The sequence below is a fragment of the Geodermatophilus sp. SYSU D00705 genome (assembly GCF_054050135.1).
The window spans coordinates 24,184-38,814 of record NZ_JBJGYT010000038.1 but is presented as its reverse complement, the minus strand read 5'-3'; the positions used below and the strand labels follow the sequence as shown (position 1 = coordinate 38,814).

Here is a 14,631-nt window from a genome sequence, read left to right as displayed (position 1 = left end):
CGTTAGCGTGGGACACGAGACCTCCGAGCATTCGGGCGTGGCGTCAGCACCCACACCTTCGCTCGGAGGTCTCCTCGTTGGATCAGGCCTCGGCGCCGTCAACAACGCTCATGGGCAGTACACCTAGCCGCCGGCGACGACCACCGGCCGGTCGGGCCGCGGCCCTGGCGGGCGGTGCTCAGGTGAGGCGGCGGCGGTCGTCCCCGTCGTCCCGGCGGTTGCTGGTGATCGTCTGCGCGAGCAGGACCGCACCCCACGGGCCGATGACCCAGATCGGCCACGGGTAGAGCAGCTCGCCGGAGCCGATCGAGGTGGCCAGCCAGACGGTGAGCACGATGACGGCGGTCGCCAGCCAGTTGCGCCAGGCCGCGGCCTTCGACGGCCCGCCGGACCAGCCGCCCCACGAGCCGGCGTGGCTGATGCCGTGCCCACCGCGGGCGGCCGCGGCCGGCTCGGTGCGGCGCGCGACCGGCGCCGGCAGGTCGGCCGTGAGCTCGGCCAGCTCGCCGTAGGTGCGGGCGGCGTACGCGCGGGCCAGCCGGTCGTCGTACTCGTCCACCCGGAGCCGGCCGGCGGCCATGTGCTCGCCCAGCTGGGCGGCGACAGCCGCGCGGTCGGCGTCGGCGGCACGCAGGTTCGGGTCGGGCATCAGGGGCCTTCCTGTTCTCGGGGCTCCAGTCTCGTCCGCGGCCCGCCGCCGGGTCCACTGACGTCCGTCACCCGTTCCACGTGGAACGCGTCAGGTCCGCTCGGTGCGGGTGAGCCCGCGGCCGGGCCGCCACGAGGAGATGACCAGCGCCGTCTTCTCGTCGTTGAGTGCGGTGAGCACCACCTGCTCGAGGTCGACGCGGAACAGGTCGAAGGCGCCCAGGCCGTCGGGCACCCCGGCCGCGGCGGCGTACCGGTCCCACTCGCCGGCGTCGGTCACCTCGGTCGCCCGGCCGGACAGCTTCGCGTCGGCGGTGAAGGTGTCCGGCTCGTCGCTGCCGCTGTGCAGGGCGAAGCGCGGGTCGCGGCGCAGGTCGGCGAACTTCACCGACTGCGGCATGCCGGCCAGCCACGGCTCGCCCAGGACGAACTGCATCTCGATGCCGCTCACCCGCGGCGCGCCGTCGGACCGCAGCGTGGCGAGGACCTTGTGCCGGTGCGCGTCGAAGACCGCGCGCACCCGTGCGGCGAACTCCGGTTCGGCCGCTTCCACGTCCGCGAACGAGGCCATGCGCGGGATGGTGCACCCGGTCACCGACGATCGGGGCGCCGCGGACGCGAGATCGCCGATCTCGCACGGTAGGAGGGGGCCGGCCGTACGAGATCGCCGATCCCGCCGGGGAGGGGTGCGCGCGTCAGCCGGCCGGCGGCGCCGCCTCCGCGGCCAGGTGCCGGCCGATGACCATGCGCTGGATCTGGTTGGTGCCCTCGAAGATCTGCATGACCTTCGCCTCGCGCATGTAGCGCTCCACGGGGAAGTCGCGGGTGTACCCGGCACCCCCGAGCACCTGCACGGCGTCGGTGGTGACCTTCATGGCCGCGTCGGTGGCGACCAGCTTGGCGATGCTGGCCTGGCGGGCGTAGGGCCTGCCGGCGTCCTTCCGCCGGGCCGCGACCAGGTAGGTGGCGCGGGCCGACTCGACGGCGGCGGCCATGTCGGCCAGGAGGAACGCCACGCCCTGGTGGTCGACGATCCGCCGGCCGAAGGCCTCGCGCTCGAGGGCGTAGCCGACGGCGACGTCGAGGGCGGACTGGGCCAGCCCGACCGCCACCGCGCTGACGCCCAGGCGACCGGAGTCGAGCGCGGCGAGGGCGATGCCCAGGCCCCGCCCGCGCCCACCGACCAGCCGGTCGGCCGGGATCGGGACGTCGTCCAGCCGGATCGCGGCCGTCGTCGACCCGGTCAGGCCCATCTTCTCCTCGGGCCGGGCGGCGGAGAACCCGGCGAGGTCGGGGGTGAGGTGGAAGCAGGAGATGCCGCGGTCCCCGTCGTCCGGCGTCCGGAGGAAGGTCGAGTAGAAGTCCGCGTGCCCGCCGTGGGTGACCCAGGCCTTCTCCCCGCGGGCCACCCACCCGTCGTCTGTGGTGGTGGCGGCGGCCCGCATGGCGCCGGGGTCGGACCCGGCGTGCGCCTCGGACAGGCAGTAGGCGCCGAGCAGCTCCCCGCCGACCATCTCCGGCAGCAGGTCGCGGCGCTGGGCCTCGGTGCCGAAGCGGTCGATCGGGAAGCAGGAGAGGGTGTGCACGCTGACGCCGAGGGCGACGCTGGCCCAGCGTGCGGCGAGCTCCTCCACCACCTGGAGGTAGACCTCGTAGGGCTGCCCGCCGCCGCCGACGTCCTCCCCGAACGGCAGTCCGAGCAGGCCGGCGTCGCCGAGCAGCCGGAACACCTCGCGCGGGAACCGCTCCTCGCGCTCGTACCGCGCCGCCTCGGGCGCCAGCTCGGCGTCGGCGATCTCGCGGGTGAGGGCGAGGAGGTCGGCGGCCTCCTCGGTGGGCAGTTCACGCTCGACCGGCACGGCATCTCCTCGTCGGAACAGTACTGAGATTGGTACGACAGTACTGTTTCCCGTCCAGGTGGATGCTGGCTGGCCGGGAGGTGTCATGGCGGCGGAGATCGCGGGCGCGCCGTCCGGCCGGCTGACCCGCCGGCAGGCCGAGCTGCTCGACCAGCTCGAGGAGCTGTTCCTCGCGGAGGGCTTCGCGGGGTTCACCCTCGAGGACCTCGCGCTCCGGCTGCACTGCTCCAAGAGCACCCTCTACGCGCTGGCCGGGAGCAAGGAGCAGCTGGCCTCCCGGGTGATCCGGCACTTCTTCCGCAAGGCCACGGCCGCGGTCGAGGCCGGGACGGCGACCGAGGAGGACCCCGCCCTGCGGGTCACCGCCTACCTCACCGCCGTGGCCCGCGCCCTGGCCCCGGCCGGCCCCGCCTTCTACCGCGACCTGGACGGCTTCGCCCCCGGCCGGGCGGTCTACGAGCAGAACACCGCGCGGGCGGCGGAGCGGGTGCGGGAGCTGATCGCCGAGGGCGTCGCCCGGGGCCGGTTCCGCGAGGTGCACCCGGCGCTGGTCGCCGACACCGTCTCCACCCTGGTCTTCCGCATCGGCCGCGGCGACACCGCCCGCGCGACCGGGCTGGACGACGCCGCGGCCTACCGGGAGCTGGCCGCCCTGCTGCTGCACGGCATCAGCCTGTGAGGATCACGGGTGTGCGGATCGGGGCGGCGGCGTGGGACGACGAGGACGTGCAGCGGCTGGCCGCCGCCCAGCAGGGCGAGCTCCGGGCGCGGTACGACGGCGCCGGTGAGCCCGGGACGCCGCCGTCCGCCGCCGACGTCAGCGTGGTGCTGCTCGCCCGGGACGGCGAGGGCGCGCCGGTGGCGTGCGGGGCGCTGCGCGCGCTGGGGGACGGCGTCGCCGAGGTCAAGCGGATGTACGTCGTCCCCGCCGCGCGCGGGCGGGGGCTGTCCAAGGCGGTGCTCGCGGGTCTGGAGGCCGAGGCGCGGGAGCGGGGCTGGACCACGCTGCGGCTGGAGACCGGGCCCCGCCAGCCGGAGGCGGTCGCGCTGTACGAGGGGGCCGGCTACCGGCCGATCGCGGCGTTCGGCGCCTACGTGGACGCCGTCGACGCGGCCGGCTCACTGTTCTACGAGCGCGTCCTGGTCTGACCCTGGCCGGGGTCGCGCGTCCTCGCTCGGGGTGCGGATGTGGTGGGGTGGCCCCATGAGTCAGACGTGGCCGGCGATCGCCCCGGCCGAGGTGGAAGTCGAGGCGGGCGCCGCGCGGCTGGTGGTCGACCTGCGCGGCGGGGGGCTGCGCGCGCTGACCGTCGGCGGCCGCGAGGTCCTCGACGGCTACCCGGCCGGCACGGTGCCATCCGGACGGCGGGGCGGGCTGCTGCTGCCCTGGCCGAACCGGCTGCGCGAGGGCCGCTGGAACTGGGCCGGGCGGGAGCTGCAGCTCGACGTCTCGGCGCGGGAGAAGCCGAACGCCGTACACGGGCTGCTGTCGTGGCAGCCGTTCGCGGTGCTGTCCCGCCTCCCCGACGCCGTCACCGTGGGGACCGTGCTGGAGCCGCGGCCGGGCTACCCGTTCCGGCTCGCCGTCGCCGTCGACTACTCGGTGCGGGCCGACGGCCTGACGGTCACGGTCCGGGCGCACAACGCCTCCGCCGAGCCGGCGCCCCTCGGCGTCGGCATGCACCCCTACCTCGCGGTCGGCGCCACCGAGGACGGCGGGATCGCCGACGCGGACCTCACCGTGCCGGCCCGGACGGCGCTGGTCACCGACGACGGCCTGCCCACCGGGGGGCGGACGGCCTTCGAGGGGGCGGTGGGCCGGATCGGCGACCGTGCGATCGACACCCCGCTCACCGACCTGGAGCGGGACGCCGACGGCTGGGCGCGGGTCCGGCTGACCGGGCCGGCCGGCACGCTGGAGCTCGCCGTCGACCGCTCCTGGCCGTGGCTGCAGGTCTACACCGGCGACACGCTGCCCGAGGGGCAGCGGCGGCGCAGCGTCGCCGTGGAGCCGATGACGTGCCCGCCCAACGCCCTGGCCGACGGCGTCGACCTCGTCGTCCTGGAGCCGGGCGCGGACTGGGCCGGCACCTGGACCCTGCGCTGGGAGGCCTGACGTGCGCGTCGCGGAGCTGTGGCGGTACCCGGTGAAGTCGCTGCAGGGGGAGCGGCTGGCCGGCGCCGACGTCGGCCCGGAGGGGCTGGCCGGCGACCGGCAGTGGGCGCTGTTCGACGTCGACAGCGGCCTCGGGCTGACCGCGCGCCGGGTTCCCGACCTGTTGTTCGCCGCGGCCCGGGTGCGCCCCGACGGGCGGGTGGAGGTGGTGCTGCCCGACGGCGCGGTCACCGCCGAGGACGCCGTCCTGTCGAGGTGGCTGGGCCGCGCGGTGACGCTGCGGGCCGCGGCGGACGCGTCCGGCGACCGGCAGTACGAGAACCCGTTCGAGGTCGTGGACGACGACGAGGACGGCTGGGACGCCTTCACCGGCGCCCGCGGGGCCTTCCACGACAGCTCCCGGGCCCGCGTCTCGCTGGTGTCCACCGGCACGCTCGGCACCTGGGACCGGCGGCGGTTCCGCGCGAACGTCCTGCTGGACGGCGCGGGCGAGGACGCGCTGGTCGGCCGGCGGGTGCGGCTCGGCGGGGCCGAGCTGGACGTCGTCGACCGGATCCCGCGCTGCGTGATGGTCACCCGGCCGCAGCCGGGCGGGATCGGCCGGGACACCGGGGTGCTCAAGACCGTGCACCGCGAGCGCGGCGGCACGCTGGCGATCGGGGCGCTGGTGGCGCGGCCGGGGGCCGTGGCCGTGGGCGACGAGCTGCGACCATGAGGTCCGTGCGCACCGTGGAACTGCGTCCGGGCGAGGAGTCGATCCGCCTGGGGCAGCTGCTCAAGCTGGTGGACGCCGTCCCGACCGGCGCCCAGGTGAAGGACGTCCTGCTCACCGGCGTGGTGCGCGTCAACGGGGAGCCCGAGGAGCGCCGCGGCCGCCAGGTCCGCCGCGGTGACGTGGTGCAGGTCGAGGGCATGGAGGACGTGCGCATCGGCTGAGTTCCACGTGGAACGCTGTGCCGCATGACGCGCGTGCCGTACCTGTCGGCCCGGCTGCAGGGCTTCGGGACGACGGTCTTCGCCGAGATGAGTGCGCTCGCCGTCGCCACGGGGGCGATCAACCTGGGGCAGGGCTTCCCCGACTACCCGGGCCCGCCGGAGGTGCTCGACGTCGCCCGGGCCGCCATCGGCACCCCGCACGACCAGTACCCGCCCGGGCCGGGCATCCCCGAGCTGCGGGCGGCGATCGCCGACCACGTGGAGCGCTTCGGCGGGCACGCCTACGACCCGGCCGACGAGGTGCTGGTGACGGCGGGGGCGACCGAGGCGCTGTCGGCCGCGCTGCTGGCCCTGCTGGAGCCCGGCGACGAGGTCGTGCTGTTCGAGCCGATGTACGACTGCTACGCCGCGGGGATCGCGATGGCCGGGGGCGTGGCGCGGCCGGTGCCGCTGCGGCCCCCGGCGTCCGGCACCGGGGCCTGGACCTTCGACGCCGCCGAGCTGCGCGCCGCGGTCACCCCGCGGGCGCGGCTGCTGCTGCTCAACACCCCGCACAACCCGACCGGCAAGGTCTTCACCCGCGCGGAGCTCGGCACGCTGGCGGCGCTGGCGATGGAGCACGAACTGCTGGTGCTCACCGACGAGGTCTACGAGCACCTGGTGTTCTCCGGCAACCAGCACGCCTCGCTGGCGACCTTCCCCGGCATGCGCGAGCGCACCGTCGTGGTCAGCAGTGCCGGCAAGACGTTCAACGTCACCGGCTGGAAGGTCGGCTGGATCTGCGGGCCGGCGCCGCTGGTGTCCGCCGTCCGGACCGCCAAGCAGTTCCTCACCTACGTCAACGCCGGTCCGTTCCAGCCGGCGGTCGCGGCCGGGCTGGGACTTCCCGACGAGTACTTCGACGGCATCGCCACCGACCTCGAGTACCGCCGCGACGTGCTTGTGCAGGGCCTGGCCGAGGCCGGGCTGCCGGTGGTCAGCCCGGAGGCGACGTACTTCGCGACGGTCGACGTCCGGCCGGTGCAGCCCGACGGGGACGGCGTGGCCTTCTGCCGGGCGCTCCCGGAGCGGGCGGGTGTCGTCGCCATCCCGACCGTGGTCTTCTACGACCCGGCGCACGCGCACCTGGGCCGCCACCTCGTGCGCTTCGCCTTCTGCAAGGGCGACGCCGTGCTCGGCGAGGCGGTGGAGCGGCTGGGGAGGATGAGGGCGTGAGGATCGCAGCGGTACAGCACGACATCGTCTGGGAGGACCGGACGGCGAACTTCGCGCGGCTGGCCCCGCAGGTGGCCCGCGCGGTCGGCGCGGGCGCGGAGTTCGTTCTGCTCAGCGAGACGTTCTCGACCGGCTTCACCATGACGCCGGGCATCGGCGAGCCGGAGGGGGGCCCGTCGTCGCAGTGGCTCGCCGAGCAGGCCGGGCGGCACGGGGTGTGGGTGGCCGGCAGCTGCCCGGAGGTCGCGCCGGACGTGGGCGGTGTGGGCGGGGGAACCGCGGCGCTGCCCTACAACTCGCTGGTGATCGCCGGGCCCGACGGCACGGTGCACCGCTACCGCAAGCTGCACCCGTTCACCCACGGGGGCGAGCACGAGCGCTTCCGTGCCGGCGAGAAGCCGCTGACGGTGGAGATCGGCGGCCTGCGGGTCACCCCGTTCATCTGCTACGACCTGCGCTTCGCCGACGTCTTCTGGACCGCCGCCCTGGACACCGACGTCTACCTGGTGACGGCGAACTGGCCGGCCCGCCGCCGGCACCACTGGCAGACCCTGCTGCGGGCGCGGGCGATCGAGAACCAGGCCTACGTGGTGGGCTGCAACCGGGTGGGCGTCGCCGGCGACGGCACCGAGCACGCCGGCGACAGCATGGTGGTCAGCCCGATGGGGGAGCTGCTGGCCACGGCCGCCGGGGCCGAGACGGTCGTGCTGGCCGACGTCGACCCCGCCGAGGTGGCCGCCACCCGCGAGCAGCTCCGCTTCCTCCCCGACCGCCGCTCCTGAGCGGAGGCTGGGGTGCAGGGGACCTGCGCCCCCAGCCTCCGGTGCTCAGCGGATGCGGTCCTCGTCGAGGACGATCTGCTCGCGCTGCACCTGCTCGGTGACCTGCTCCTGGCCGGTCACGACGTCGGTGCGCAGCCGCACCCGCTCGACGGGCACCACCTCGACCGAGACGACGGGCCGCTCGGCGTGCAGCACGATCTCGTCGGGCAGCCCCGGGGAGCCGTCGGTCGCCGCCGCCGTGGGGGCCGCCCGGTCCGCGTCCGGTGACAGGGACTCCCCGGGCACCGGGTCGGGGGAGTCGACGGGCACGTGCTCCACCCGGATCTCCTCGCGCCGGATCGGCACGGTGATCGTCACCTGCTCGGTGACGACGTACTTCACCAGGCGGGCGCGGGTGGTGGCGACCCGCTCGGTGCCGACCCGCAGCTGCTCCTCGGTGCGGGTCATCGTGCCGCCGGCGTCGTGCGCGGGGGGAGGAGCGGGAACGGCTCCGGCGGCGGCCGGAGCGGCTGCGGCGCCGGCTCCGGTGCCCGGGGTGCCCCCGGCGGGCGCCGCGGCGGGGGGCTGCACCGACTCGGCCCGCACGGTCCGTTCGTCGCGCGCGGCTCCGGCGGCGGCGCCGGCGTCCCGTGCGGCCAGGCCGTCCCGGCCGCCGGCGTCCCACCCCGCGTCCCGACCGTCCGTCGCGTCGGTCGCCGCCCGGTCGGTCGCCGTCGTGTCGCCGGCCGTGGTCCGCCCCTCGGCGGCGCTCCCCGCGTAGTGCCGGCGCAGCAGTGCCTCGGCGTCCGGGTCGAGGTGCTCGTCGGAGACCTGGGGAGCGCTGCGGACGGCGTCCCGCGTGACCGGCAGCTGCAGGGCCCCGTCGGTGAACGTGGCCTCCTCGGCCGGGACGACGGAGTGCCGGGTGCCGAACAGACCGGTCGAGACGGCGACCCAGGTGGGCGCACCGGTCCGGTCGTCGGTGAAGAAGTGCTCGACGGTGCCGATCTTCTGCCCGTCGGGACCGTAGGCGGTGCTGCCGATGGCCGCGGACAGTTCTCGCTCGCTCAACATGGGCCGGCTCCCCTCGTCAGGAGGCCCGGCACTGGGCGCTCCCCGCGGGTCAGCGTGCCCAGCCAGGGCGCCCGGTGAACATCGGACGGCGGGGCGGCGCAGGACGCCGGACGCCGTACTGACCAGGCACGACCTGGCATACCGTGACCAGGTGACCACCGAGCACCTGGAGATCGAGCGCAAGTTCGAGGCAGCGGAGTCCTTCGCCCTGCCCGACCTGACCGGTGTCGGTGACGTCGTCTCGGTGGGCGAGCCGGAGAGCCACGAGCTCGAGGCGACCTACTACGACACCGTCGACCTGCGCCTGCTCCGTTCCCGGGTGACGCTGCGCCGCCGCACCGGCGGCCCCGACGCCGGCTGGCACGTGAAGCTGCCCGCGGGGGCCGGCGCCCGCCGGGAGCTGCACCAGCCGCTGGGCCGTGCCTCCCGCACGGTGCCCAAGGCGGTCCTGGCGCCGGTCCTCGGCCAGCTCGGGACGGCGACCCCCGCTCCGGTGGCCACCCTGCGCACCCGCCGCGTCGTGCACCACCTGCTCGACGGCGAGGGCCGGGTGCTGGCCGAGGTGGCCGACGACGTCGTCCTCGGCACCGCGCTGGCCACCGACCCCGGCGAGGCGGCGACCGTCACCAGCTGGCGGGAGGTGGAGGTCGAGCTCGTCGACGGGGACGCGGCCCTGCTCGACGCCGTCACCGACCGGCTCGTCGCCGCCGGTGCACGGGTGTCGGAGCTGCCCTCCAAGGTCGGCCGGGTGCTCGACGGCCGCCTGCCCGCCGCCGCACCCGCACCTGCCCCCGCCGCGCCCGCCCCGACCGACGAGCCGGCCGCCGAGGGATCCCCGGAGGGCGGCAAGGCGAAGAAGTCGAAGAAGGCCGGCAAGGCGAAGACGGGGAAGTCGCGGAAGTCCGCGGAGGCGGTGGCGGCGGCCGCGTCCGGGAAGGCCCCCGAGGCCGGCGACGTCGTCCTCGGCGCGGTCGCGGCCCAGCTGGCCGCGCTGCGGGAGGCGGACCTGGCCGTCCGCACCGATCAGGAGGAGGGCGTCCACGACTTCCGGGTGGCCTGCCGCCGGCTGCGCAGCATCCTGGCCGCGTTCCGCCCCGTGCTGGACCGCGAGCGCACCGACCCGCTGCGCGAGGAGCTGCGGTGGGTGGGCGAGCAGCTGTCCGCCGCGCGCGACGGCGAGGTGGCGCTGGCCCACCTGCGCGCGCTGGTCGCCGACCAGCCGGTCGAGCTGGTGCTGGGCTCGGTCGCCGCCCGCCTCCAGCAGACGGTCGTCTCCGAGCACGAGGCCGGCTCCCAGAAGGTCACCCGGGCCCTGTCCGACCGCCGCTACCTGCGGCTGCTCGACGCGCTGGAGGAGCTGCAGCTCGACCGGCCGCTGACCCCGGCGGCGTCCGACCCCGCGGCGCGGGTGGCGGCCGACGCGGTGCGGCGCACCGGCAAGCGGCTGCGGCGGACGGTGGCGGCGGCGCAGGAGCTCGAGGGCTCGGAGCGGGAGCACGCCCTGCACGCCGTCCGCAAGGCCGCCAAGCGGCTGCGCTACACCGCGGAGGTCGCCGCGGGGGTGGTGGGGACGCCGGCGGAGGACCTCGTCACCAGCCTGAAGGAGGTGCAGGAGGCGCTCGGCGCCGTGCAGGACACCGTCGTCACCCGCGCGTACTGCCGCCGCCTCGGGCTGGCCGCCTTCGCGGCGGGGGAGAACGCCTGGACCCTCGGCCGGCTGCACGGTCTGGAGGAGGCCCGCGCGGCCCGCGCCGCGGACCGGTTCTGGGCTATCGAGCCGTCGCTGGCGGGGGCGGTCCGCGCGGCATCCAAGGCCGGCTGACGGTTCCCCGCAGGATGGGGGTCCCACCCACCCACGGATGAGCGAGGTCCGCACTGTCCATCCTCGGCCTGCTCGGCTTCGGCACGGTCGTGCTGCTGGCCCTGCTGATCCTGCACGGGTACCTGTGGTGGCGGCTGGTGCGCAGCACCACGCGGCCGGGCCGGCTCCGTCGCGTCCTCACGCTCGTCCTGCTGCTGCTCGGCGTCCTGCCGTTGCTCGCCGTCCTGCTCCGCGGGGACGACGCCGGCGCGGTGGTCGCCGACTGGGTCGGCTTCTCGTGGCTGGGCGTGGTGTTCTACACGTTCGTGACGCTGCTCGTGCTCGAGCCGGTGCGCCTGCTCCTGCGCCCGTGGGCGCGGAACCGGCGGGCGGAGGTCGTCGAGGCGCCGGTGGCGGTGCTGCCGAGCGGCGCCGCCCCTGACCCGGACGGCACCGAGCAGAACGCCGCCGGGCCCGGCGTGGTCCGGGAGGAGCGCAGTGTCATCGACCCGTCGCGGCGACTGTTCATCGCCCGTGGGCTGGCGCTGACCGCGGGCGCGGTCGCCCTCGGCACCGCCGGCACCGGCGCCTACCTGGCCAACACGGCGCCCGTCGTCCGGCGGGTGCCGGTGACGCTGGCCGGGCTGGACCCGGCCCTCGACGGCCTGCGGATCGTCACCTTCTCCGACGGCCACCTCTCCACGACCTACGGCGGCCGCCGTTTCGAGCGGGTGGTGGAGATGGTCAACGCCCAGCGGCCGGACGTCGTGGCGATCGTCGGCGACCTCGTCGACGGCGAGGTGGAGGACCTGCGGGAGGACGTCGCCCCGCTGGCCGACCTGGTGAGCGACCAGGGCGTCTACTTCGTGACCGGTAACCACGAGTACTTCGTCGACACCGCCGCCTGGCTGCGGCACCTGCCCACGCTGGGCGTGCAGGTGCTGCGCAACGAGCGGGTCGCGATCGGCCGCGGCGGCGCCTTTCTCGACCTGGCCGGCATCGACGACCGGACGGCGGACCGCTCGGGGCTGCCCGGCCACCGCGCCGACCTGGACGCCGCGCTCGACGGGCGGGACGACGGCACGCCGGTGGTCCTGCTCGCCCACCAGCCGGTCATGGTGGAGCAGGCCCGGGCCGCGGGGGTGGACCTGCAGCTGTCCGGGCACACCCACGGCGGCCAGCTGTGGCCCTTCGACGCCGCGATCCGCCTCGACCAGCCGGCCGTGCAGGGCCGGTCGCGGGTGGGTGACACCCAGCTCTACGTCACGCCGGGGGTGGGGTTCTGGGGCCCGCCCGTGCGGATCGGCGCCCGGCCCGAGATCTCCGTGATCGAGCTGAAGGCGCCGTAGGTCAGAGCTCGCGGAGCGCGGCCAGCACCTGCTCGGCGACGTCCTCCAGCGGCACCTTGCCCTCGCCCTCGGCCCAGCGGACCAGGATCTGGGTGTAGGCCGACAGGCTGGCGGTGACCACGATGCCCGGGACGACGGAGCGGTCGCCGGGCTCGATGACGTCCAGCACCATCTCCGCGGTGGCCCGCTCGAACGTCGCCGCGCGGGTGCGCAGGCCCGGGGTGGTGACGACGATCCGCCAGCGCTCGAGCATCTCGTCGCGGTCCGGGCCCTGGATGCTGCTCAGCCAGCCGAGGATCCCCTGCCGGATCCGCTCGGCCAGCGGCAGCGCCTGGCCCTGGGCGGCGAGCACCTGCTCGATCTCGTGGGGAGCCGGCATCGGCAGGACGATGTGCTCCTTGCTGGGGAAGTGGTCGTAGAACGTGGGCACCGACACCTGCGCGGCCGTCGCGATGGCGCCGACCGTCACCGCGTCGTAGCCGTGTTCGGCGAACAACCGCATGGCCGTGGAGTAGATGCGCCGGTGGGTGGCCTGGCGGCGGCGGGCGCGAGGGTCCTGCGGCTCGGTCACAAGGGACCATCCTCCGGCCACCCGAGTGCGGGATGCGCACGTACCCCCGTGGTTTCGCTCTCAACCTCCGTGGCGGTGACACTGGGTGCGTGCGTGTGTCGATCCGGGTACGGCCCGCCGCCGGCCGGACGGCGGTCGGCGGCAGCCACGACGGCGCGCTCGTCGTCCGCGTGGCCGCGCGGCCGGTCGACGGCGCGGCCACCGAGGCGGCGCTGGCTGCGGTGGCCGCGGCGCTGGGCGTCCGCCGCCGGCAGGTGGGTCTGGTGAGCGGCGCCACCAGCCGCACCAAGGTGGTGGAGGTCGACGGTGCCGACCCCGCTCGCCTGGCCGCGCTGCTCGCGCCCCCGTAGGACTGAGACAGACGTCTCAGACGACCAGACGTCTACTCGTCCAGTACCTTTGCGGCGTGACCAGCGCCGTGACGGGGCCGAAGTACCTCGCGGTCCGCGAGCACCTGCGCCGCCGGGTGTCCGCGCTCCCCGAGCACACCCTGCTGCCCCCGGAGCCGTTGCTCTGCGCCGAGTACGGGGTCAGCCGGATCACCCTGCGACGGGCCGTCGACGGGCTCGTGGCCGACGGGCACCTGGTGCGCGAGCAGGGGCGGGGCACCTACGTCACCCGCCCGCCGATCCGCCACGAGTACCGCGAGAGCTTCGTGCACCGGATCGCCGGGTTCAACTCCGTGATGACCGAGCAGGGCGCCCAGGTCGGCACGACCGTGCTCACCCAGCGGATCGTGCCCGTGCAGCCTCCGATCGCCGCCGAGCTGGGCCTGGAGCCGGCGGCCGACGTGATCGAGCTGGTCCGGCTGCGCAGCGTCGACGGCACGCCCAACCACGTCGCGCACAGCTTCATGGCGGCCTCGGCCTACCCGCGGGCCGCCGAGGAGGACTTCAGCGAGGGGTCGCTCTACGACTTCCTGCGGCGGGAGTACTCCGCCGACCTCGCGCACGCCCGGATCGTGGTCGACGTCGGCACCGCGGCGCCCGACGAGGCCGAGGTGCTGGGCGTGATCGCCGGCTCGCCGCTGCTCGTCGTCCGGACGACGGTGCGGGACAGCGCCGGCCACCCGCAGGTGCACAGCTACTCGCGACTGCGGCCCGACGTCAGCCAGGTCGAGTTCGAGGTCTCCGTCGGCGGGCGCTGAGGCCGGGGGTCACGCCGACGGCTGCAGGTCGAGGACCATCCGCACGAAGGCGGCCCGCTCCCGGGCCCGCTCCACGACGGCGTCGGTCACCGGCTCCATGGTCAGCGTCAGCGGCATCGTCGTGCACGGGTAGCGCAGCAGCGCCGCGGTGAGCACGCCGGCCGCCAGGTCGGCCAGCGGGACCTCGACCCCCTCGTCGCCCAGGCCCTGGCAGTAGGCCGGGACGGCGCGGTCGAGCAGCGCGGGCACCTCGTCGGGCGGCCCGACCCCCGACTCCGCGCGCCCGAACACCAGCGGCAGCAGGTCGTACCCGGCGGGCGCCGGGCCGGTCATCCCCCAGTCGACGAGCACGAACTCGCCGGGCCGGGACCGCGGCCGCAGCAGGTTCATCGGCGTGGCGTCGCCGTGGGCCGGCAGCAGCGGCAGCGGCGCCAGCCGGGCGTGGACGTCGACCACCCGACGGGCCAGCGCGCAGATCTCCGACCGCAGTGCCGCCACCTCCGGCAGCCGGAACAGCGGGTGCGCCCAGGTGGCGTCGTCCAGCAGCCAGGGGACCGCCCACGCGCCCAGCTGCTCGTCCCGGTAGCCGGTGAGGAAGTCACCGCCCGGGAGGGGGGCGGTGGCCGTGCCGACCCGGCGGGCGGCCAGCCGGCCCAGGGCGGTGGCGGCGCGGGTGGTGTCGGCCGCGGTCCACGGGGTGTCGAGCGGGTCGGCGTCCTCCAGCCACAGCGTGAGCCGGTCGCCGTCCTGCTCGTGGACCGCGACCACGTCGGGCAGGCGCAGGCCCGGCGGTACGAGCGTGGCCAGGTCGGAGGTCAGGACGTCGGCCTCCAGGCGCCAGGGGATGAAGGCGTCGAGGTGGGCGCGGGCGTCGTCGGGCATCTGCGGGGGCAGGCCGTACCGCGCCGCCTGCAGCTCCTTGGTGACCAGCCGCAGCTCGAGGCGCTCGCCGCCGTCGGACGCCGCCACCAGGACCCGGGTCAGCGCGCGGGTCGTGGGGGCGGAGATGCGGTGCGCGATCGGCGCGCAGGCGACCGCGTCGACGGCCAGCCCGGGGCGGCCGGTCCAGCGGCGCAGGGCGTCGCGCAGCGTGTCGACGGCGAGGCCGCCGGGCAGGCCGGTCACCGGGCCGGGCACGGGGTCGACGGGCGCGG

At 75.8% G+C, this 14,631-nt stretch carries 17 protein-coding genes; 11 read left to right on the top strand and 6 right to left on the bottom strand.

Annotated features, from left to right (window positions below):
- Positions 1 to 178 precede the first annotated feature (178 nt).
- From ACI78Q_RS20820 to ACI78Q_RS20810, 3 genes are all read right to left on the bottom strand, one after another.
- Complete coding sequence (locus ACI78Q_RS20820) at positions 179 to 649, bottom strand: DUF1707 SHOCT-like domain-containing protein (protein WP_456925363.1); 471 nt, start codon at positions 647 to 649, stop codon at positions 179 to 181.
- Positions 650 to 739: 90 nt separating this feature from the next.
- A complete protein-coding gene (locus ACI78Q_RS20815; RefSeq protein ID WP_456925362.1) occupies positions 740 to 1,219 on the bottom strand; it encodes a pyridoxamine 5'-phosphate oxidase family protein in 480 nt (159 codons plus the stop codon).
- 124 nt (positions 1,220 to 1,343) lie between these two features.
- Positions 1,344 to 2,507 (bottom strand): acyl-CoA dehydrogenase family protein, encoded by a 1,164-nt coding sequence (locus ACI78Q_RS20810; protein WP_456925361.1) that lies wholly within the window; start codon positions 2,505 to 2,507, stop codon positions 1,344 to 1,346.
- A gap of 85 nt (positions 2,508 to 2,592) precedes the next feature.
- Between ACI78Q_RS20810 and ACI78Q_RS20805 the strand changes: the two genes are divergently transcribed.
- From ACI78Q_RS20805 to ACI78Q_RS20775, 7 genes are read left to right on the top strand one after another with little or no spacing between them, the layout of a single operon-like run.
- A complete protein-coding gene (locus ACI78Q_RS20805; protein WP_456925360.1) occupies positions 2,593 to 3,186 on the top strand; it encodes a TetR/AcrR family transcriptional regulator in 594 nt (197 codons plus the stop codon).
- A gap of 11 nt (positions 3,187 to 3,197) precedes the next feature.
- On the top strand, positions 3,198 to 3,656 hold the full coding sequence (locus tag ACI78Q_RS20800) for a GNAT family N-acetyltransferase (protein ID WP_456925359.1): 459 nt from the start codon (positions 3,198 to 3,200) through the stop codon (positions 3,654 to 3,656).
- 55 nt (positions 3,657 to 3,711) lie between these two features.
- Positions 3,712 to 4,623, top strand: a complete 912-nt coding sequence (locus ACI78Q_RS20795; protein WP_456925358.1) for an aldose 1-epimerase family protein — start codon at positions 3,712 to 3,714, stop codon at positions 4,621 to 4,623.
- A gap of 1 nt (position 4,624) precedes the next feature.
- Positions 4,625 to 5,338 carry an MOSC domain-containing protein gene (locus ACI78Q_RS20790; protein WP_456925357.1) on the top strand — a complete coding sequence of 238 codons (714 nt, stop codon included), beginning with the start codon at positions 4,625 to 4,627 and terminating at the stop codon, positions 5,336 to 5,338.
- Complete coding sequence (locus ACI78Q_RS20785) at positions 5,335 to 5,559, top strand: RNA-binding S4 domain-containing protein (protein ID WP_456925356.1); 225 nt, start codon at positions 5,335 to 5,337, stop codon at positions 5,557 to 5,559. The genes ACI78Q_RS20790 and ACI78Q_RS20785 overlap by 4 nt, the downstream gene beginning before the upstream one ends.
- 24 nt (positions 5,560 to 5,583) lie before the next feature.
- Positions 5,584 to 6,774 (top strand): pyridoxal phosphate-dependent aminotransferase, encoded by a 1,191-nt coding sequence (locus tag ACI78Q_RS20780; protein WP_456925355.1) that lies wholly within the window; start codon positions 5,584 to 5,586, stop codon positions 6,772 to 6,774.
- The gene (locus ACI78Q_RS20775) at positions 6,771 to 7,556 is read left to right on the top strand and encodes a carbon-nitrogen family hydrolase (protein WP_456925354.1); all 786 of its coding nucleotides are present in this window, start codon (positions 6,771 to 6,773) and stop codon (positions 7,554 to 7,556) included. The genes ACI78Q_RS20780 and ACI78Q_RS20775 overlap by 4 nt, the downstream gene beginning before the upstream one ends.
- 45 nt (positions 7,557 to 7,601) lie before the next feature.
- Here the strand turns inward: ACI78Q_RS20775 and ACI78Q_RS20770 are convergent, their stop codons facing one another.
- Positions 7,602 to 8,609, bottom strand: coding sequence for a PRC and DUF2382 domain-containing protein (locus ACI78Q_RS20770; protein WP_456925353.1), 1,008 nt, complete (start codon positions 8,607 to 8,609; stop codon positions 7,602 to 7,604).
- Positions 8,610 to 8,760: 151 nt separating this feature from the next.
- Here ACI78Q_RS20770 and ACI78Q_RS20765 point away from each other — a divergent pair, with 151 nt between their 5' ends.
- Both ACI78Q_RS20765 and ACI78Q_RS20760 read left to right on the top strand, forming a co-directional pair.
- A complete protein-coding gene (locus ACI78Q_RS20765; RefSeq protein WP_456925352.1) occupies positions 8,761 to 10,431 on the top strand; it encodes a CYTH and CHAD domain-containing protein in 1,671 nt (556 codons plus the stop codon).
- Between the two features lie 89 nt (positions 10,432 to 10,520).
- Positions 10,521 to 11,759, top strand: a complete 1,239-nt coding sequence (locus ACI78Q_RS20760) for a metallophosphoesterase (RefSeq protein ID WP_456925351.1) — start codon at positions 10,521 to 10,523, stop codon at positions 11,757 to 11,759.
- Between the two features lies 1 nt (position 11,760).
- On the opposite strand, the gene ACI78Q_RS20755 is transcribed toward ACI78Q_RS20760, so the two are convergent.
- Entirely contained in the window at positions 11,761 to 12,330 is a 570-nt protein-coding gene (locus ACI78Q_RS20755; protein ID WP_456925350.1) for a TetR/AcrR family transcriptional regulator, read from the bottom strand.
- A gap of 89 nt (positions 12,331 to 12,419) precedes the next feature.
- Between ACI78Q_RS20755 and ACI78Q_RS20750 the strand changes: the two genes are divergently transcribed.
- Together ACI78Q_RS20750 and ACI78Q_RS20745 are read left to right on the top strand one after the other, a co-directional pair.
- The gene (locus ACI78Q_RS20750; protein WP_456925349.1) at positions 12,420 to 12,680 is read left to right on the top strand and encodes a DUF167 domain-containing protein; all 261 of its coding nucleotides are present in this window, start codon (positions 12,420 to 12,422) and stop codon (positions 12,678 to 12,680) included.
- Positions 12,681 to 12,736: 56 nt separating this feature from the next.
- A complete protein-coding gene (locus tag ACI78Q_RS20745) occupies positions 12,737 to 13,477 on the top strand; it encodes a GntR family transcriptional regulator (protein ID WP_456925348.1) in 741 nt (246 codons plus the stop codon).
- Positions 13,478 to 13,486: 9 nt separating this feature from the next.
- Here ACI78Q_RS20745 and ACI78Q_RS20740 read toward each other — a convergent pair whose 3' ends face one another.
- A complete protein-coding gene (locus ACI78Q_RS20740) occupies positions 13,487 to 14,614 on the bottom strand; it encodes a hypothetical protein (protein WP_456925347.1) in 1,128 nt (375 codons plus the stop codon).
- Between the last annotated feature and the right edge of the window lie 17 nt (positions 14,615 to 14,631).